The sequence below is a fragment of the Corynebacterium crudilactis genome (genome assembly GCF_001643015.1).
GTDB classification, from domain to species: Bacteria; Actinomycetota; Actinomycetes; order Mycobacteriales; family Mycobacteriaceae; genus Corynebacterium; species Corynebacterium crudilactis.
In genome coordinates this window covers 1,999,302-2,018,608 of record NZ_CP015622.1, presented here as the reverse complement: position 1 = coordinate 2,018,608, position 19,307 = coordinate 1,999,302, and the positions used below count along the sequence as shown (strand labels likewise).

Annotated in this window: 17 protein-coding genes; 14 read left to right on the top strand and 3 right to left on the bottom strand. The window is 51.5% G+C overall.

Annotated features, from left to right (window positions below; all coding sequences use genetic code 11):
* Positions 1-22 precede the first annotated feature (22 nt).
* The 10 genes from pgeF to ccrud_RS09390 all read left to right on the top strand — a co-directional run bounded on the left by pgeF (position 23) and on the right by ccrud_RS09390 (position 12,310).
* The gene (gene pgeF, locus ccrud_RS09435) at positions 23-763 is read left to right on the top strand and encodes a peptidoglycan editing factor PgeF (RefSeq protein ID WP_066566695.1); all 741 of its coding nucleotides are present in this window, start codon (positions 23-25) and stop codon (positions 761-763) included.
* 1 nt (position 764) lies between these two features.
* Complete coding sequence (locus tag ccrud_RS09430) at positions 765-1,469, top strand: YggS family pyridoxal phosphate-dependent enzyme (protein WP_066566692.1); 705 nt, start codon at positions 765-767, stop codon at positions 1,467-1,469.
* A gap of 76 nt (positions 1,470-1,545) precedes the next feature.
* Positions 1,546-1,998 carry a cell division protein SepF gene (locus ccrud_RS09425; RefSeq protein WP_066566689.1) on the top strand — a complete coding sequence of 151 codons (453 nt, stop codon included), beginning with the start codon at positions 1,546-1,548 and terminating at the stop codon, positions 1,996-1,998.
* Positions 1,999-2,232: 234 nt separating this feature from the next.
* The gene (locus ccrud_RS09420) at positions 2,233-2,520 is read left to right on the top strand and encodes a YggT family protein (protein WP_066566687.1); all 288 of its coding nucleotides are present in this window, start codon (positions 2,233-2,235) and stop codon (positions 2,518-2,520) included.
* A 486-nt stretch (positions 2,521-3,006) separates the two neighbouring features.
* Positions 3,007-4,158, top strand: coding sequence for a DivIVA domain-containing protein (locus ccrud_RS09415; RefSeq protein WP_066566685.1), 1,152 nt, complete (start codon positions 3,007-3,009; stop codon positions 4,156-4,158).
* 568 nt (positions 4,159-4,726) lie between these two features.
* A complete protein-coding gene (ileS, locus tag ccrud_RS09410; RefSeq protein WP_066566682.1) occupies positions 4,727-7,891 on the top strand; it encodes an isoleucine--tRNA ligase in 3,165 nt (1,054 codons plus the stop codon).
* 104 nt (positions 7,892-7,995) lie between these two features.
* The gene (locus ccrud_RS09405) at positions 7,996-8,622 is read left to right on the top strand and encodes a HEAT repeat domain-containing protein (protein WP_066566680.1); all 627 of its coding nucleotides are present in this window, start codon (positions 7,996-7,998) and stop codon (positions 8,620-8,622) included.
* Positions 8,616-9,623, top strand: a complete 1,008-nt coding sequence (locus ccrud_RS09400; RefSeq protein ID WP_066566678.1) for a MerR family transcriptional regulator — start codon at positions 8,616-8,618, stop codon at positions 9,621-9,623. The genes ccrud_RS09405 and ccrud_RS09400 overlap by 7 nt, the downstream gene beginning before the upstream one ends.
* Positions 9,624-9,706: 83 nt before the next feature.
* A complete protein-coding gene (locus tag ccrud_RS09395) occupies positions 9,707-10,531 on the top strand; it encodes an EamA family transporter (protein ID WP_074025623.1) in 825 nt (274 codons plus the stop codon).
* A 378-nt stretch (positions 10,532-10,909) separates the two neighbouring features.
* Positions 10,910-12,310 (top strand): DNA polymerase IV, encoded by a 1,401-nt coding sequence (locus ccrud_RS09390; protein WP_066566675.1) that lies wholly within the window; start codon positions 10,910-10,912, stop codon positions 12,308-12,310.
* Here the strand turns inward: ccrud_RS09390 and ccrud_RS09385 are convergent.
* On the bottom strand, positions 12,307-13,284 hold the full coding sequence (locus tag ccrud_RS09385; RefSeq protein WP_066566672.1) for an asparaginase: 978 nt from the start codon (positions 13,282-13,284) through the stop codon (positions 12,307-12,309). The two genes, ccrud_RS09390 and ccrud_RS09385, sit on opposite strands and share 4 nt — an antisense overlap.
* Positions 13,285-13,559: 275 nt before the next feature.
* Here ccrud_RS09385 and ccrud_RS09380 point away from each other — a divergent pair, with 275 nt between their 5' ends.
* Complete coding sequence (locus ccrud_RS09380) at positions 13,560-14,159, top strand: WKL family lipoprotein (RefSeq protein WP_066566670.1); 600 nt, start codon at positions 13,560-13,562, stop codon at positions 14,157-14,159.
* A gap of 3 nt (positions 14,160-14,162) precedes the next feature.
* Here ccrud_RS09380 and ccrud_RS09375 read toward each other — a convergent pair whose 3' ends face one another.
* Positions 14,163-15,815: an ABC-F family ATP-binding cassette domain-containing protein gene (locus tag ccrud_RS09375; protein ID WP_066566663.1), complete on the bottom strand. Its 1,653-nt coding sequence runs from the start codon at positions 15,813-15,815 to the stop codon at positions 14,163-14,165.
* 142 nt (positions 15,816-15,957) lie between these two features.
* Positions 15,958-16,845: a hypothetical protein gene (locus ccrud_RS09370; RefSeq protein ID WP_082868805.1), complete on the bottom strand. Its 888-nt coding sequence runs from the start codon at positions 16,843-16,845 to the stop codon at positions 15,958-15,960.
* Positions 16,846-17,165: 320 nt separating this feature from the next.
* On the opposite strand from ccrud_RS09370, the gene lspA reads away from it, so the two are divergent.
* The 3 genes from lspA to ccrud_RS09355 are packed head-to-tail and all read left to right on the top strand — an operon-like array spanning position 17,166 to position 19,239.
* Positions 17,166-17,744, top strand: a complete 579-nt coding sequence (gene lspA / locus ccrud_RS09365; protein WP_066566657.1) for a signal peptidase II — start codon at positions 17,166-17,168, stop codon at positions 17,742-17,744.
* Positions 17,744-18,673 carry an RluA family pseudouridine synthase gene (locus ccrud_RS09360; RefSeq protein ID WP_066566654.1) on the top strand — a complete coding sequence of 310 codons (930 nt, stop codon included), beginning with the start codon at positions 17,744-17,746 and terminating at the stop codon, positions 18,671-18,673. The genes lspA and ccrud_RS09360 overlap by 1 nt, the downstream gene beginning before the upstream one ends.
* Positions 18,673-19,239: a hypothetical protein gene (locus ccrud_RS09355; protein ID WP_066566651.1), complete on the top strand. Its 567-nt coding sequence runs from the start codon at positions 18,673-18,675 to the stop codon at positions 19,237-19,239. The genes ccrud_RS09360 and ccrud_RS09355 overlap by 1 nt, the downstream gene beginning before the upstream one ends.
* Positions 19,240-19,307 lie beyond the last annotated feature (68 nt).

Sequence of the window (19,307 nt, the reverse complement as noted above, 5' to 3'; positions counted from 1 at the left end):
AAGGTGAATAGACTTAATCCCTATGGATAGTCTTGACCCTCGCACCCGCCCCGTCCGCAAGGTCTTCACGACCCGTGCCGGCGGGGTTTCGCAATCTCCTTATGAGTCCTTCAACCTTGGTGATCACGTCGGTGACAACCCGGAGTCCGTGGCAGCAAACAGAGCTCGTTTGGCATCAATCATTGGCTTAGCGTCACATGATGTTGTCTATATGGAGCAGATTCATTCCAATACCGTTACCGTCATCGATGCTGCACCTGCCGATGGGCAAGCTGTAGAAGCCACAGATGCATTGATTACCACGCAGCGAGGCCTGGCCCTGGCTGTCTTGGTTGCAGACTGTGTTCCTGTGTTGCTCTCCGATGCAGAAGCTGGCGTGATCGCTGCAGTGCATGCTGGACGCATGGGAGCACGTAACGGCATCGTGGCAAAAACCATTGAGAAAATGGTGGAATTGGGCGCTGTTCCAAACCGCATCCACGCGCTCATGGGTGCTGCTGCATCAGGTGCGCGTTATGAAGTGCCAGAAGCCATGGCCCGCGATGTGGAAGCCAAACTTCCAGGCTCCATCGCTCGCACTACAAAAGGCAGCACAGGTTTAGATATTCGTGCAGGGCTGTTGCGCCAAATGCTCAGCCTTGGGGTGCAAATGATTGATTCAGATCCACGATGCACCATTGAAGATGAAGATTTATTTTCCTACCGCCGCGAAGGCACCACGGGCCGCCAAGCAGGCGTCGTCTGGTTGCCAAAGGAGGCATAACGTGAAGCGCCAAGAAGAGCTGCAGGTACGCCTGCAGCAGGTGCAAGCGCGTATCGACGCGACCCTCAAGGAATGTAACCGCCCTGCGGGGAGTGTACAGCTCTTGCCAGTGACTAAATATCACCCAGTGGAAGATATTAAACTTCTCCAAAATTTGGGTGTCGCCGCCGTGGGAGAAAACCGGGAGCAGGAAGCTCGCGCAAAGGCTTTGGAAATTCCGGATATGGATTTTCATATGATTGGTCAAATCCAATCAAAGAAAGCCAATTCCATCGCACGGTGGGCTGCAGCAGTGCATTCCGTAGACAGTGAGAAAATCGCTGAGGCCTTGAATCGGGGAGTGGCGCTTTCACTAGAGCGCGGCGACCGCAGCCAAGAAATACTGCCGTGTTTTATTCAACTCAGCCTTGATGGAGATCCGAGCCGAGGCGGCACACCATTGGATCAAGTCACGCAACTTGCTGAAGTAATAGACCAAAGCGCACACCTACGGTTTGAAGGCCTCATGTGTGTCCCACCACTTGGCTGGGACACTGAAAAAGCTTTTTTCCAGGCAAAAGACGTACTTTCAGGTTTAGAGGATCACTTTCACAGGTCGTTGGAATTTTCAGCGGGTATGTCTGGAGATCTAGTTGAGGCAATAAAACACGGCTCGACAATCGTGCGTGTCGGAACTGAAATTCTTGGGAACCGAGCGCTAGCGTAGAAAATTAAGTGAAGGGTGTGACGAGCGCCCCAGCTGCACATGAAAAATAAGACATTCCAGGTGAAGGGAAACTGCCATGTCCATGCTCAAGAAGACTAAAGAATTCTTCGGACTCGCTCCGTATGAAGCAGAGCACGAGGATGCTTATTATGCAGATGAACCTCGCTACGAGGGCACTGCAGCGTACGCACCTGAATATCGTGAGCGTGACTACGGCTATTCGCCAGAAGCGCCAGCTCCTGCAGCTCCAGCACCACGTTCTTACCAGTCCACCATTGTTCCAGTAGAGCTGCACTCATTTGAAGATGCTCAGGTTATCGGCGCAGCTTTCCGCGATGGTGACGCTGTAGTTTTCGATATGGGATTGCTCTCCCGTGAAGATGCACGTCGCATCGTAGACTTTGCTGCAGGCCTATGCTTCGCATTGCGTGGCAAGATGCAGAAAATCGATAGCCTCACCTTTGCTGTTGTCCCTGAGCTTTCTACCGTTAGCTCATCTGAGCTTGAGCGCGCCGCACGACTTCGCTAAATACACCGTTTAGGTGTTGATTTACCGGGTCACTACGGTGAGGAGCTAGTTATCTTCGCCACATGTGCAGCGTGATCGGAAATCCTTCAGAGACTAACTCTTAGAGCCCGCCATGGACCTTTAACTTTCTTGTACCAGGTCTGCGGTGGGTTTTTACGTCTATTATGAAGTTGTTGATGTTCTTGTGGCATTTTCAATTTCATACTCTCAAAACTTCAGTTAGGCTGTTTCCTCGTGGGTAACATTGCATTATTGCTAGCTTGGCTCATCGGCATTTACACGTGGGTGCTTGTCGCCCGCATTGTCATTGAGATGATCCAGTCATTTTCTAGGTCGTTCGCGCCACCAAAGTGGTTCTATTATGTTGCAGAACCGGTGTTTGTGGTCACTGATCCACCCGTAAAATTGTTGCGTCGTGTGATCCCGCCACTTCCGTTGGGGAATGTGCGCTTAGACCTTTCCGTTCTTGTGCTGTTTTTCATCTTGTCGATTGTGCAGCAATTACTTCGAGCCTTCGCTTAGTGGCGAAAACAGTAGGCTAAATATAAAATTCCCGCATCATTTTTGATGCGGGAATTTTATATTCTTACCCCCTTTCCGCACACCCGACGTGAGGCGTCGAAAAGCAAGCTTTCTTAAATTGTGACAAGGATAACATTGGTAACGAATTGGTATAGGTGAGAGCCGTTTCAGTTGTACCGATTAAGTGTTAAAAAATTGCAAACATGCAATTCAAATGACAAATCTGTAATTGTAAGGGGTAGGGTAGGCCTCGTTCACATAGTTGTCATCGGTATGGGGCTTTCTAGGCTCTAATGCCAGTGAAAGCCTGCAGGATTTTGGAATTCTCTTCGAGGATTTCGGCGCGTATGTCAGATAAAAAATGACTGCTGGCTACAATGACGTGTGAAGAACAGTATGATAAATGGAAATTCCAGTCATGAGAGATTCTTGTGTCTGAGTCCCGGCCCTGCCTGGGGCCACCGTTAAATCGAAGGGAATCCGCTAATGCCGTTGACTCCAGCTGATGTGCATAACGTCGCTTTTAATAAGCCGCCTATCGGCAAGCGTGGCTACAACGAAGACGAGGTTGATCAGTTCCTGGATCTCGTCGAGGACGCCCTCGTGCAGTTCCAAGAGGAAAATGAAGACCTTAAGCAGCAGGTCGAAGAGCTCGAAGCACAAGCTGCTGATGGTGGATCTTCTTCCGCTGGTTCGGCAACTGCAGGTGCAGGTGCTGCGGTAGCAACCAAGTCTGTCGATGAGGCAGCGTTGCGCAAGGAAATCGAAGAGAAGCTGCGCACCGAATACGCTTCCAAGCTTGCTGATGCATCCAAGGCCACCCAAAAGGCTCAGAATGATGCGAAGGCAGCTCAGGATCAGTTGCAGCGCGCTCAGAATGATGCGAAGGCAGCTCGTGCTGAAGCTGAGAAGGCAAAGACTGACGCTCGTAATGCAGCATCGTCAAACAACACCACCAAGGCTGCAGCAGTTGGTACTGGTGCAGCAGCTGCTGGTGCTGGTGTCGCCGCAGCTTCTGCAGGTGTGGCAAATGTGGATACCCACATGCAGGCAGCTAAGGTTCTCGGACTTGCACAGGAGATGGCAGACCGCCTGACTTCTGAGGCTCGTTCCGAATCTACCTCCATGCTGAATGAAGCACGTGAAGCTGCAGAGAAGCAGATCGAGGAAGCAAATAGCTCCTCCAACCGCACTCTGGAAGATGCACGCGCTAATGCTGAAAAGCAGATCTCTGACGCTGAGTCCCGTGCTAACACTCTGGTTACTAACGCAGAATCCCGCGCAAACACCTTGGTGAGCGAAGCAGATCTCAAGGCTAAGAACCTTGTCGCTGATGCAGAGAAGAAGTCCGCAGCTACTTTGGCAGCTTCTACTTCTCGCGCAGAAGCCCAGATCCGCCAGGCGGAGGATAAGGCAAACGCCCTCCAGGCTGATGCTGAGCGCAAGCACACTGAGACCATGGCAGCGGTTAAGGAGCAGCAGAATGCTCTGGAGACCCGAATCTCTGAGCTACAGATCTTTGAGCGCGAGTACCGCACTCGCCTGAAGTCTTTGCTTGAGGGCCAGCTGGAAGAACTCAACGCACGTGGTTCTTCCGCACCAAGCAACAATGGTGCAAACAAACCATCTGGTGAGTAAAAGAGAGATTAAACAATCTTTCTCCCGGCTCCCGGGGGTCCGGAAATGATGCAAGTGCATCACACCGGCCCCCGGGAGTTTTCCTTATAGTGCACTTCAAGGACATGTGACTCTGGTGTTCATCGCCGCAATACTTCTTTCTTTCATTGGATTTATCCTGTTGGTCATCACTGTGATTACTCCATCTCACACATGGACAGTGCTGCTGATTGTCGTTGTATCGGCGGGACTTATGTGCTTTTTAGTAGATGTGTGGCAGAAGAGTAAAACCCGGTAACCATGCATAACGCTGTGTATGTTGCATGTTGCGCCATGTTGCGCAACACACTAACGTAGAGGCATAGAGGTTATGATCCGGCAATCACCGGGGAGCTTTTCGGAAGAACCGCATCTTTGAAGCAAAGAAGCTTAGTAGAACCGAACGGGTGGGACCGTGATAGGCCTTCAGGTCAACGAAGTGGAGCTAGTTTTTTAGCTCAAGCAGGGTGGTACCGCGTCCGCATCATGAGGGGCGTCCCCGCAAGTTAATGACCAATTACTTGCGCAAAGGATTAAGGAAACCACACTCATGGCTGAAGCCGTTGGCGGAGTTTACCCACAAGTTGACTTATCTGGTGGATCATCTCGTTTCCCAGAGATGGAAGAAAAAGTACTGAACTACTGGAAACAGGATGATACTTTCCAGGCCAGTATTGATCAGCGTGAAGGCTCAGAAGATTATGTTTTCTATGATGGCCCTCCGTTTGCAAATGGTCTTCCACACTATGGTCACTTGCTGACCGGTTATGTCAAAGACATTGTTCCTCGTTACCAGACCATGCGTGGCTACCGCGTGCCTCGCGTTTTCGGTTGGGATACTCACGGTCTTCCTGCAGAGCTAGAAGCAGAAAAACAGCTCGGCATCAAAGACAAAGGCGAGATCGAAGCCATGGGTCTTGCCAAGTTCAACGAGTACTGTGCGACCTCTGTGTTGCAGTACACGAAGGAATGGGAAGAGTACGTCACCCGTCAGGCACGTTGGGTGGACTTTGAAAACGGCTACAAGACCATGGATCTTTCCTTCATGGAATCCGTGATCTGGGCGTTCAAGGAACTCTACGACAAGGGCCTGATCTACCAAGGCTTCCGCGTGCTTCCTTACTCTTGGGCAGAGCACACTCCGCTGTCCAACCAGGAAACCCGTCTAGATGATTCCTACAAGCTGCGTCAGGATCCTACGCTGACAGTGACTTTCCCAGTCACCGGTGTCATTGAAGGTTCTTCTGCGAACGCTGACCTTGTGGGCGCATTGGCTCTTGCCTGGACGACCACCCCGTGGACCCTTCCATCCAACCTGGCACTTGCTGTTCACCCATCAGTGACTTACGCATTGGTTGAGGTTGCGCAAGACGGTGAAGCAGAGTTCGTCGGCAAGCGCGTGCTGCTGGCAAAGGATCTGCTGGGCGCACACGCTAAGGAACTTGGCACCGAGCCAGTTATCATTTCTGAGCATGTTGGTTCTGAATTGGTTGGATTAACCTATGAACCAATTTTTGGATACTTCCGTGATCATGCGAAGGCATTCCAGATTCTCGGCGCAGACTATGTCACCACCGAAGACGGCACCGGTATCGTCCACCAGGCTCCAGCCTTCGGTGAAGACGATATGGCTACCTGTAACGCTGCTGGTATCGAGGCTGTTATCCCTGTGGATATGGACGGCAAGTTCACTGGTTTGGTTCCTGAGTACCAGGGCCAGTTGGTGTTTGATGCCAACAAGGACATCATCAGGGATCTCAAGGCTGCTGGTCGTGTGGTTCGCCACCAGACCATCGAGCACTCCTACCCACACTCTTGGCGTTCCGGTGAGCCACTGATCTACATGGCTCTGCCATCATGGTTCGTGAACGTCACCGAAATCCGCGACCGCATGGTTGAAGTCAACCAAGACATCACCTGGATGCCAGCCCACATCCGCGATGGCCAGTTCGGCAAGTGGCTAGAAGGCGCACGCGATTGGAACATCTCTCGTTCCCGCTACTGGGGCTCACCAATCCCAGCGTGGATTTCTGACAATGATGAATACCCACGCGTTGATGTTTATGGATCCCTCGATGAGCTGGAAGCAGACTTCGGCGTGCGTCCAAAGTCCTTGCACCGTCCTGATATCGATGAGCTGACTCGTCCAAACCCAGACGATCCAACCGGACAGTCCACTATGCGCCGCGTCACCGACGTGCTCGACGTCTGGTTCGATTCCGGCTCCATGCCATTTGCTCAGGTGCACTACCCATTTGAGAACAAAGAGTGGTTTGATACCCACGCACCAGCTGACTTCATCGTGGAGTACATCGGCCAAACCCGTGGTTGGTTCTACCTGCTTCACGTGTTGTCCACCGCGCTCTTTGATCGCCCTGCGTTCAAGAAGGTTGTCGCACACGGCATCGTGTTGGGCGATGATGGACTGAAGATGTCTAAGTCCAAGGGGAATTACCCTAACGTCAACGAAGTCTTCGATCGTGATGGCTCAGACGCTATGCGTTGGTTCCTCATGAGCTCACCAATCCTTCGTGGTGGCAACCTCATTGTGACCGAAAAGGGTATCCGTGAAGGTGTCCGCCAGGCACAGCTGCCAATGTGGAATGCTTATTCCTTCCTGCAGCTCTACACCTCCAAGAAGGCCACTTGGTCTGTTGATTCCACCGACGTGTTGGATCGCTACATCCTGGCGAAGCTGCATGACCTGGTAGCAGAGACCCAAATTGCGATGGATGGCACTGATATTGCCAAGGCCTGCGATTTGGTGCGCAACTTCTGCGATGCATTGACCAACTGGTACGTGCGTCGTTCCCGTGATCGTTTCTGGGCTGGCGATGAAGCACACCCAGAGGCGTTCAACACCTTGTACACCGTGCTGGAAACCCTCACCCGCGTGGCAGCTCCACTGCTGCCAATGACCACCGAAGTGATCTGGCGTGGACTAACCGGTGAGCGTTCTGTCCACCTGACCGACTTCCCATCTGCTGACTCTTTCCCAGCTGATGCTGATTTGGTGCGCACCATGGATGAAATCCGCGGCGTCTGCTCTGCAGCTTCCTCTGTGCGTAAGTCCCACAAGCTGCGTAACCGTCTGCCACTTCCTGGCTTGACTGTTGCATTGCCAGATGCTGATCGTTTGGCTGATTTCGCAGCGATTATCCGCGATGAGGTCAACGTGAAAAACGTTGAGCTGACCTCTGAGGTAGATGCCGTAGGAACCTTTGAGGTTGTTGTTAACGCTAAGGTTGCCGGTCCTCGTTTGGGCAAGGATGTCCAGCGCGTGATCAAGGCAGTCAAGGCTGGAAACTACACTCGCGAGGGCGATGTGGTTGTTGCTGACGGTATTTCACTCAATGATGGTGAATTCACTGAGCGTCTTGTTGCAGCAAACCCTGATTCCACTGCGCAGATTGATGGCGTCGATGGTCTTGTTGTGTTGGACATGAACGTCACTGAAGAACTTGAAGCTGAAGGCTGGGCAGCGGATGCAATCCGTGGCCTGCAGGATGCTCGTAAGAACTCCGGTTTTGAAGTTTCTGACCGCATTTCTGTTCTCATCAGTGTCCCTGAAGAGAAGCAGGGCTGGATCACCACCCATGCTGATCACATCGCTGCTGAAGTTCTCGCAACATCTTTCGAGATCACCACTGATGCACTTGATGGTGAGACCCACGATATCGTTGCAGGAGTTACTGCCAAGGTGACCAAAAACTAAACACCACTTAAGTTTTATCTCCTCCCTCAACCCGTCGCATTCAAGTGCGACGGGTTGAAGGCTTTCTTGACCTTGACACAGTGTCAAGGTTTTGAATAAGGGGCATGAACAATTTTGAACATCCGCAAGCACAGGTTCGTATGCAAGCAGCATTGGCCGCAGGAACTTCTGCCCAAATAGAGGTTCTTCCTCTACTTATTCAGCGCAGTGGCGTGGACGAAGATTTCTTTGTTAGAGACACGCTTACGTGGGCTTTAACACGCATGCCAGTCCACGAGGTAATCCCACTTTTAGTGAGGGAGCTTGATGCAGATAGAGCGCAGCGTCCTTTTGCAGCAAGTCAAGCGCTACACACATTATCCAAGCTCAAAGTTGCCACGACCTGGAATGAGCTGAAGATACGATCTGAACTTTTACATCGCAGCGATACTGCACAAACCGCGTGGCGTACATTTGCTGGTTTAGTTCCAGATGCTGACATGGAGTGGCTAGGGGAGCAGCTTATCCAAGAGCTGGGGCAAGGTGAGGCGGATATACAACGGAGTTTGAGCCGGGCATTGGCTGAATTGGAATGGAGGGGAGCGTCGATAAGCAAGCTCTTAAGCGGTATGGCGGGCAAAGCCGCCCAGGCGCATGCAGTGGCAACCCTCAAGCTTTTTACTGATCCCGACTCCGATTTTTTGGCAGACCTTGAGGCCGCACGCCGAGTAGATAATATGGGGCCATGCTAATCGGTGAGGTCTCTCAGCGCAGTGGAGTGAGCGCGCGCATGCTCCGACACTATGAGAAATTAGGGCTTGTGAGTCCGCAGCTCGCCTCCAGCGGATACCGCACATTTTCTGAAGATGATCTGCGCAGAATTTTTTATATTGAAGGACTGCGCAGCTTGGGACTGAGTCTGCAACAAGTACATGACGCACTAGACGATGATGCTTTTGATCCACAGGGCATAATCACAGAGCTGATCGCTGAAACGACAGCGCGGATTGAGACGGAACGAGAGTTACTTACGCGGCTGAAAGCAGTGAAAAATGCCAGTGCCAGCGATTGGGATGCTGCCTTAGATGTGGTGCAGATCTTGCAGAGATTGCGCTCGGTAGATCCTGCACAGCGCCAATCCCTTGCATTTGATGCCGGCTCCGGGCGTACCTCAATCGCGGCGGAAACCTTAGTGGAATCTGCGTTAAAAGAGACACACCTCAACGCGGAAGGAGCCTTATCCTGGGCAGTTGTGCAACAAGGTGAAAAAGCCGTGGCATTAGCGGCACGGGGGATTAACTCAAAAGATGCTGAGGTGCGTTTAAGAGCCGTCAAAATTATGGCCAGCGCATCACTAACTGCAGAGTTCATGGGGATTTTGAGAGGATTGTTGACAGATCAGGAGCCGCGGGTACGTGCAGAAGTCGCGCTGGTGCTCGGGAAAAATAATGATGCACAAGCTGTGGCAGAACTCCTGGATATGGTGAAAACAGGAATGCGTGATGTTGAAGCAGCAGAACTTTTAGCAGGTTATAGTGAGCCGAAAACCTCTGACATAGTGCAACAATTTGAGTACCTGCTGGTGCAGTCTGAGACGATGTCTCCTATTCGGGGACGCGTTACTCAGGCATTGGCGGAATTTACCAGCTCCAGCAGTCGCGCACGGGAGTTAGCAGAGCAATTAATCGATGATGATAATCCCATTGTGGCTTTTACTGCCACCGCGATTCTGAAAGCTTCGGGCACCACGTAAAGTATTGCTCTGTGAACAATGATGTAAGTGCTCAGAGTGGTACTTCTCCAAAGAAAAATAACCCGGTACTTGCTCCCATTTTGATGGTGCTCAATGGCGTTTCACTGTATGCAGGTGCCGCGTTGGCAGTGGGGCTTTTTGAAGATTTCTCCCCAGCTTTAGTGGCCTGGATGCGCATTGCTGCCGCAGCTGTTATTTTGCTTGTGCTGTACCGACCCGCTGTGCGTAATTTCCTCGGCCAAACTGGTTTTTATGCTGCTCTATATGGCATCTCCACGCTGGCAATGAACATCACCTTCTATGAAGCGATCGCTAGAATCCCCATGGGCACGGCGGTAGCTATTGAATTTCTGGGACCAATTGCTGTCGCTGCCTTAGGCAGTCGCACAGTTCGTGATTGGTTTGCCTTGATCTTGGCCGGCGTGGGCGTGTTGGTGATCAGTGGCGCACAATGGTCCAGTAACAGTGTTGGCGTGATGTTTGCCCTGGCAGCAGCTCTGTTGTGGGCTATTTATATCATTGCGGGAAACCGCATTGCCGGTGATGCATCCTCCAGTCGCATGGGCATGGCCGTCGGATTTACCTGGGCAGCGGTGCTGTCTTTCCCATTAGCTTTGTGGTGGTGGCCAGGCATGGGCTCAACTGATCTGAGTGTTATCCAAATTATTGGACTAGCTCTCAGCCTTGGTTTGCTGTCTGCTGTCATTCCTTATGGCCTTGATCAGGTCGTGCTGAGAATGGCCGGCCGCTCCTATTTTGCAGTCCTGCTGGCCATTTTGCCCATCAGCGCAGCGCTCATGGGAGCGCTCGCACTGGGACAGATGCTGTCATGGGCTGAGCTAGTCGGCATCGTGCTGGTTGTCGTCGCAGTTGCTTTACGACGCCCCACCCCTGTGGCTCACCAATAAAACCCTTGATTTGGCATTAAAGGGAGATTAAGGGAGATTTCTTACTTTCGAGACCGCATTTTCGAGATCTTAAGTTCAATATCGCGTGCTCAATTCCACGTACTCGAGAGCACTCAGTTTTTGGGTAAAAAGAGACTGATCTTGAACTTAAAAAGGACCACTGAGTTAAATCCAGAGTCCTAAAGTTCGACTTCTTAACAACGACTTCTCGCGCTCAACTTCTCGTATTCGACTTCACTAGGAAAATTTGGAAAATCGTACTGAAGTCGACCATATGAAGTCGAACTCTAAACCCCACAGTTCAGAACACTCCACCGAGAGTTAATCGAACATTTCAACGATTAACCATTTAACCGGCTGGTCAACTAGCATAAAAATATGCAACGCTGGGTTCTGCACATCGACATGGATGCATTTTTTGCGTCTTGCGAACAGTTGACTCGGCCTACTCTAAGAGGTCGTCCTGTTTTGGTGGGTGGTGTATCTGGCAGGGGAGTTGTGGCTGGTGCCTCCTATGAGGCGAGAAAATTTGGGGCGCGATCTGCGATGCCCATGCATCAGGCTAAAGCGCGGGTGGGTTTTGGCGCGGTGGTGGTGACACCTCGCCATCTGGTGTATTCCGCGGCGTCTCGTAGGGTGTTTCAAATTGTAGAAAAACGTGCCGGAATTGTAGAGCGGCTCAGTATTGATGAAGGTTTTATGGAGCCTGAAGCTTTAGTGGGTGCAACTCCTGAGGAAGTACGCCAGTGGGCGGAGGAATTACGGGCAGAAATTCTGGAGGTCACGGGGCTGCCGTCTTCGGTGGGGGCTGGTTCTGGGAAGCAGATTGCAAAGATTGGTTCAGGTGAGGCGAAGCCTGATGGTGTTTTTGTTGTGCCTGTGGAAAAACAGCATGATCTGCTTGATCCATTGCCAGTTGGTGCCTTGTGGGGAGTGGGGCCGGTTACTGGGTCGAAGCTGAGCAGCATGGGTGTTGAAACCATCGGGGATTTAGCTGCGCTGACGCAAAAGGAAGTGGAGATCAGTTTGGGTGCGACTATTGGTATTTCCTTGTGGAATCTTGCCCGTGGCAAAGATGATCGTCCGGTAGAGCCTCGTGCGGAAGCTAAGCAGATTTCTCAAGAACACACTTATGAAAAGGATCTTCTCACTCGCCAACAGGTTGATGCTGCGATTGTTAAATCTGCCGAAGGTGCACATAAACGGCTGCTCAAGGATGGTCGAGGAGCAAGGACCGTGAGCGTGAAATTGCGGATGGCAGATTTTCGCATTGAATCTAGGTCTTATACCTTGTCTTATGCCACAGATGATTATGCGACTTTGGAAGCAACAGCTTTTCGCCTTGCGCGTTATCCGGGTGAAGTAGGACCAATTCGTTTGGTGGGAGTAGGTTTTTCCGGGCTGGAAGAGTCCCGCCAAGATATTTTGTTCCCAGAGCTTGATCAGCAAATTGTGCAGGCGCCTGCGCCAGATACGGATTATGAAGCAGGCGTGCAATCTTCATCTCCACAAAGTTCAATCGTGGAGGTGGAGCAAGAAACTGTATCCACGATATGGCGAGCTACCCAGGATGTCTATCACCAAGATTTTGGGCATGGTTGGGTACAAGGTGCAGGCCATGGGGTGGTATCTGTGCGTTTTGAAACTCGCACTACCACCAAGGGGAAAACCAAAAGCTTTGCTATTGATGATCCCCAACTTCAGCCAGCAGATCCGTTAGATAGTTTGGATTGGGCGGAGTGGTTTGCCCAGCACGGTACTGGAAGTGCAGAGGATTAGTACAAGGTGGCAGGGTGCGCGCCGGTAGCAATCGCAATGGCAAGCAGAATACGTGCCTGACCTGCGCGGAAATAACGTGAACCAATAGCGCCCTTGGCTGCCAAAGTAGCGCCACCGCCTGCTCCGCCATACGCTCCGAAAACTTCACCACGAGGCACTCTGGTAGTCATCACCACAGGAATTCCGGCATCCAAAGCTTTACCTAGGGCATCGCCCATGCGAGCTCCCACATTGCCAGAACCCATAGCTTCCACCACCAGGCCTTGGGCGCCAGCTGCAAGAGCTGCCTCCACCATGGCTCCGGAAGCTCCCGGATATGCCGGAATGATTTCTACTGATACATCTGCCAATTTTTGCAGTGGCAGGGCATCGGGGCGTTCTGCTTCTTCTGGGCCGTTGGTGGCAAAAGCGAGTTCATCTGAGGTGTGCCATTTGACGCACCCACGCGCCGGGATCACCGCATGGCCAAAGACTATTAGTGCGCCAATGCCACGTGCAGAGGAATCGGAGGCGATGAGGCAGGCCTCGAAAAGGTTATTTGGGCCATCAGCTTCGGGATGGTCGAAGGGTTTTTGTGCACCGGTAAATACCACGGGGCGTGGATCGTCGAGGAAGGTATCTACTGCAATGGCGGATTCTTCCATGGAATCAGTGCCGTGAGTAACCACAACACCCACGACTTCAGGGTCTTCGAGGACTTTGTGCACGGTGGCGATGATGGAGTCTAGATCCTCAAAAGTCATAGAGGAGGAATCGAGTCGGTTGATTTCGTGGACTTCGAAAGAGATCTGTGCACCATTAAATCGAGGTGCAATAGGGGCGAGCAGTTCCGCGCCACTCACGGTGGGGAGGAGGTGTCCATTGGCATCTGAGGTGCAGGCAATGGTTCCGCCGGTTGTTATCACCGCAACTTTTTGGGTAATGGAAGTGTGTTTTTCATCATTGTTAGATGGTGTGGAGTGGTGCATCGACATGCGCTCTAGCGTATCAACTAGCTGGGGTTGTTATGTGCACAGCAGTGGATTGCCAGCTTCTTGCCACGCGTTCAGATGTTGGTCACAAATGAATCACGTGTAGCCTTTGTTGGGAAAGTCATCGAAAACGTCGCGCTACTAAACCATTTAGACTAGGTGTGTTTAGTGTGGGGATGATGTAGGTAATCATCCGGTGTTTACTTTAAAACATAAGCTGATAGATATTCGGTAGATATTTTGGTGACCAAAGATTAGAGCAAAGGATTATTTTCATCGTGAAGCTTTTCAAGGCAACCGCAGTTACTTTTACAGTTGCAGCAGCGCTGACCCTCAGCGCATGTTCCAGCAGTGATGATTCCTCAACGGAGTCCAGCACCACCGCATCTTCCAGTACTTCGGCAGCTTCTGATGCGGCTGCTCAGTATCCAACTGCTGAAGAGCTCAATGCAATTTTGGCAGTGGCAACTGATCCTGAGGCCCCACTTGAGGAGAAGGTCAAGACCGTTCAGGGCTCGGAAAATGCCCCTGAGCTCTTTGAGACCATGACTCAGGCCAAGGTACAGTCCGGTGCGGAATTCCAGGTTGTGGGATCTGTGCTTCCTGGCTATGATCCAACCTCTGAAGTGCTGACCACTGTCATGTTCCAGCTTCCAGATCGTCCTGAGCAAGAGGCTGAGGGTGTGGAGTTTGTGAACACTGATGGTAACTGGCAGCTGTCCCAGGATTGGGCTTGTATCTTGATCACCAACACCGTTGCTCCGGAACAGGTTCCTGCAATGTGCGTTGGTACTGATGCTCCAGCTGGAATCGAAGAGGCTCCTGCTGATGCTCCAGTTATTGAAGAAGCACCAGCTGAAGAGGCTCCAGTTCAGTAGGGTTTAAAAGCTCAGGCTGATTTTCTTCCCCGTCCAACGTTTTCTGATCCACCTATCGTGGCTGGCCAGAATGACACGGCCGGGGAATTTTTCTATTGCGGCCTCAAGTTCCTCGCTCAGCGCGAGGGAAAGATGGTTGGTGGGCTCGTCGAGAAGCAAAAGATCTGGCGGGCTGGCCAGGATCAGGCCTAGCGAGACGCGCCGGCGTTGGCCGAGCGACAAGTCCCGCAGCGGGCTGCTTTGCGACGTCTCCCTCAACAGTCCCATATCCACCAGGTTAAGTTCTCTCGGGCCGGTGGAAAGCGCGGCAAAAAGTTCGTCGACCGGGGTATCCAACTGTGCTTCGATCCACTGATCGTCCTGTTTGAGGCGGGCGATCCTTAACCCTTCTGGAATGATCAATTCACCTTCTGTCGGGGCTAATGCATGGTCTAAGACACTGAGCAGCGTGGATTTTCCCACCCCATTGGGACCCTCGACCAAAATATGGTCACCGGGATCAATATGGAAAGTCAGTGGACGTAATCGGTCTTCGACACCGACTGCGCGGATTTCTACTGTTTCGCCGTGTCCGTGCCGCTCAAAGTCTGGAATGCCTTGGAACTCAAGTGGTTGCGGTGGAGCGGGAATAGCGTAGCGGTCTAATTCTTCGAGGCGGTTTTTCGCAGAACGGACTCTATTTCCTTGGGTTTTAGCAGCCCTATCGGCGTAGAACTTCGTGGTGATTTTAGATTCAGATTTAGACACTGAGCGGTGAAAAATATCTGATTCTGTGGTGCCTGTTGCTATTTCCAACTTGTCACGTTCTGCCTCTTGAGCTGCATATAACTGCGCCCACCTGATGCGACGAGATTCACGCTCGGTGATGTATTCGGAAAATCCACCACCGAAAGCTACAGCTTGTTGTACTTCTTCGCCAGAACCACCTTCAGGCCCAAGCGCTGGATCAAGGTCTACGAGCTCTGTACACACAGCATCGAGGAAGAAACGATCATGGCTCGCGATTAACACCGGGCCGGTAAAGGCCGTGATTTCTGTGATGAGGAAATCCACAGCGGAATCATCAAGGTGGTTGGTTGGCTCATCTAAAATCAATGCATCATGTGGCTCCAGCAGCAAGGCTGCAAGAGCGAACCTACGGCGCTGACCACCTGAAAGCTCACCAATGGGGATCGTGCGTTCTACATCTGACAGGCCGAGACCAGCAATGATACTTTCAATTCGTGCGTCTAATTCCCACAGTCCAAGTTCTTCTGCAGCGCTGAGCGCTGCATCAAATTCTGTGGCGATCTGAGCCTGCTGCTCGGGGCTGAGGGAGGCATCGCCGAGCTGGGCGGATAATTCTGTAATCGCGCTGTCAACAGCGCGTACTGGGGCGACGGCGACGTCGATAAGCATGTGTACTGGTTGCTCAAACGGCAAGTCCGTTTCCTGCGCGATAAAACCGGTGCGTTCTGGAAGATATAAATGGCCTTGATCTGGTTCCATGACGCCTGCAATCAGCGCGAGGAGGGTAGATTTTCCAGCACCGTTTTCACCAATCAAACCCACGATATCGCCCTTGGTAACAGAAAGTGAGATATCGCTTAAAACGTGGGTGTTTGGATAAGAAAAGCTGAGGCCATCAATAGAAATATAAGTGGCAAAAGTGCGCATAAAAAGTCCTTCAAAGTCACAACACGGCATCGCTTAAAGAAGTGATGGTGTTAAAAATGTAAAAATTTTCGTGGGGTGGTGACTATTGAAGGATCATGTCGTTCAGTATGCGCCATCGATAAGGGAGTTGGCAACCCCTAATTTAATGACTTATCTGGGATTGTTCATCGCCGAAGCTCACAGAAGAGGTGGCATCTTGCACCACGCGCACCTGCTCATTAGCTCCGCCGTAAATCACGCGAGTGGTCCAGGAAACCTGTCCTGAAGTGGGCAAAGGCTGGTTTAAATCAATACTTAAAGAGCCCACAGATGTGGTGTTGGAATTAAGTACAGTGAGCTGTTCGGAGGATTCTTCTGCGTTATCCCCCGTGATTTCTAGCGCTCCGATGCTGGGGCGTTGAGAGACTTCCACATCCACATTTACGTTGTCGCCAGTTATTTCTGTGATCGTATAGGTCACTGTTTGCAGCAACGTAGCTTCACCAGTGACACGGCTATCTACAGACCACTGAGCACCCACTCCGACCTCCTCTGTGGGGAACACGATGGGTAGGGACGTGAACGTGAGAAGGTTTTGTTCCATGAGCATCCGACCAGGCTCTGTGGAATCAACCGGTGCCGCGAAACTCAAAGTAGTGTGCTGTCCACTATCAGTTGCGCGGATTCCTAAAGCAAATCCTTCCGCGGAATTAGCATCAGCAGCTTGAGAAGTATCACTGATGGTGGGATCACCGACTGTGACAGAAATATCGCGAGATGCACTCACCGTTTCCTGATCGCTAAATTCCGCAGCCTTAGTAGAAGCAGTTACCGGGAGATGGATTGTGGTGACATCTCCACCAGCAGGGGCCTGGGGGTCAACAGCTGCAGCATCAACCACCGTTTGCGCAAAGCCCTCAGAGATATTAATCATCACTTCTTGGGCAGCAGCCTCTTCTGCAGCAGTAATATCCTTGTATTTCAGGAGCTGGCGATCTCCACTACCAGGATCTAGCACCATTACTCGAGGTGCATCCACAGCCAATCCCACCGACTGCTCTACCTCAGGTGAGGTGTCCTTAGAAGAACTACACGCAGAAAGAGCAAACGCAGTACTCAGTGCGAGTGTAGATATGGCAACTTTGATACCAATTTTTTTGGGTCGACGTAGCGAGCTGATGAAGTGAGGAGATCGTTTAAGCACGCTTCTAAACCTATCGCCATCTGAGCAAATAGAGAACAAATACAAAGTTTAGCTGTGAAAAAGCAGATTGAAGATGCTAGAAAATGGCTGCATTTATGTGCTGTCCAGGAGTGTGCGAAACCCCTTAAAGGGTGCTGGGTGGAAGTTTCTACCGTATATGGGGAAAGATGGTCAACGTGACCTCAAAGGATGTAGGGGCAAACATGACCCCCGCGAGTAAGAAAGAAAAGAGGACAACCGTTAAACAGGTGGTTGCCTTAATGGCAGCCATCGTTGTGGTGATTGCGTCTCTAGACCAAATTGTTAAGCAAATTATGCTGAATTGGTTAGAACCTGGAGTACCTGTCAACATTATTGGTGAATGGTTCCGTTTCTATCTCCTGTTTAACCCCGGAGCAGCATTTTCGATGGGAGGCGACAACACCTGGATCTTCACATGTATCCAGCTCAGTTTTGTCGTAGGCATTGCCATTTATGCTCCCCGCATCAAACACAAGTGGGTTGCAGCAGGCCTGGCACTTGTTGCCGGCGGTGCTTTAGGCAACCTGCTTGACCGGTTGTTCCGTGAACCAACTTTCTTCCTTGGACACGTCGTGGATTATATTTCGGTGGGTAATTTCGCGGTATTTAATATCGCAGATGCTTCCATCACCTGCGGCGTAGTGGTCTTCCTCATTGGAATGTTTTTGGAAGATCGAGAAGCCGCACAGCGCGCAAAATCAGTAGATGAAAAGGAAGTGGCCTAATGAACCGACAAAGTAGAACTCTTCCTGTGCCCGAAGGACTAGCTGGCATGCGTGTTGATGCAGCTCTGTCTAAATTGCTGGGTATTTCACGCACGGTGGCTGCAGAACTTGCAACAGCTGGGGATGTCAGCGTTGATGGGGTAGTAGTAGGTAAAAGCGATAGGCTCGTGCCAGATTCCATGTTGGATGTCTTGTTGCCTGAGCCTGCAGCACCGTTGATGCCTAAGGAAGAAATTGTTCCAGGCTTGGATATTTTGTACTCAGATGACGATGTCATCGCGGTCAACAAGCCTGTTGGTGTAGCAGCTCACCCAACTGTTGGTTGGGATGGTCCAACTGTTGTGGGTGGCCTAGCAGCAGCTGGTTTCCGTATTTCCACCTCCGGCCCACCAGAGCGTAAGGGTATTGTGCAGCGCTTGGATGTAGGAACCTCTGGAGTGATGGTGGTGGCTGCCTCAGAGCGTGGATATACGGTGCTCAAACGAGCTTTTCGCGATCGCACTGTAGATAAGACCTATCACGCGCTGGTTCAGGGACATCCTGATCCTTCCATGGGCACTATTGAAGCACCTATCGGCAGGCACCCTTCTGCTGGTTGGCGTTTTGCGGTCACCACCGAAGGCAAGCACGCGGTGACTCACTATGAAACTTTAGAAGCGTTCCAAGAAGCGACCATGGTGAAAATCCATCTGGAAACTGGACGTACCCACCAGATTCGTGTGCATTTCTCTGCGCTGCATCATCCATGCTGTGGTGATCCCATGTATGGCTCAGATCCAGCACTGTCTGAGCGTTTGGGTTTGACCCGACAGTGGCTGCATGCGGTCTCGCTTGGGTTTAACCACCCAGCAGATGGCCGGTGGATGGAAATCACCTCACCGTACCCAGATGATCTGCAACATGCGTTAGATGTGCTGCGAGAACAATAGTGGACGGTGTTGATAAAGGCCGACGCATCATCGCATCCCTTGCGATATTAGCGTTGGTCGTGGTGGTTGCGGTGCTGAGTTTTAGCGATCGCACCGCAAAACCCATGCAAATAAATGGCGATATGCTGGGCCAAGACAGCTCGGAAACAGCTGCTGAATATGCCCAGCGTGCAGCTGCTTCTGTGGCGGAAGCTCCCGATGGGGAACACGCCTATTCACTAGTGAGTTTTGCCCAACCGCTTTCTCCAGCAGATGCTGCTGAGCTGCTTGAGGGCATCGATCGTGTTAATGCCATGATCATGTTGTCTGCACCTGCGATGGATCTTCCCGAACCCATCGCCGGCGAAACCCGCGAAGATGTGTTTAACCGCCAAATAATGCTTGTCGACGCCCAGTTATCCGGCATCGGCAACGTCCGTGCTCCAGCAGAGCTCAACGGGGTAGTGGTGTGGGAAACACCTGAGAAGGTGCGTCACCTGGCAGAAAACCCACTGGTTTTTAGCGTCGAAACGCTCCCACCAGATGCCGCCTGGGGTGGCTTTGGCGTGCGGCCAGTAGATATTTAGGGGTAGGTGGTTTTATATAAGTGCTTATTAAAGGAAAGTTCTTTTAAAAAGTATCCAAAGAGAACCAG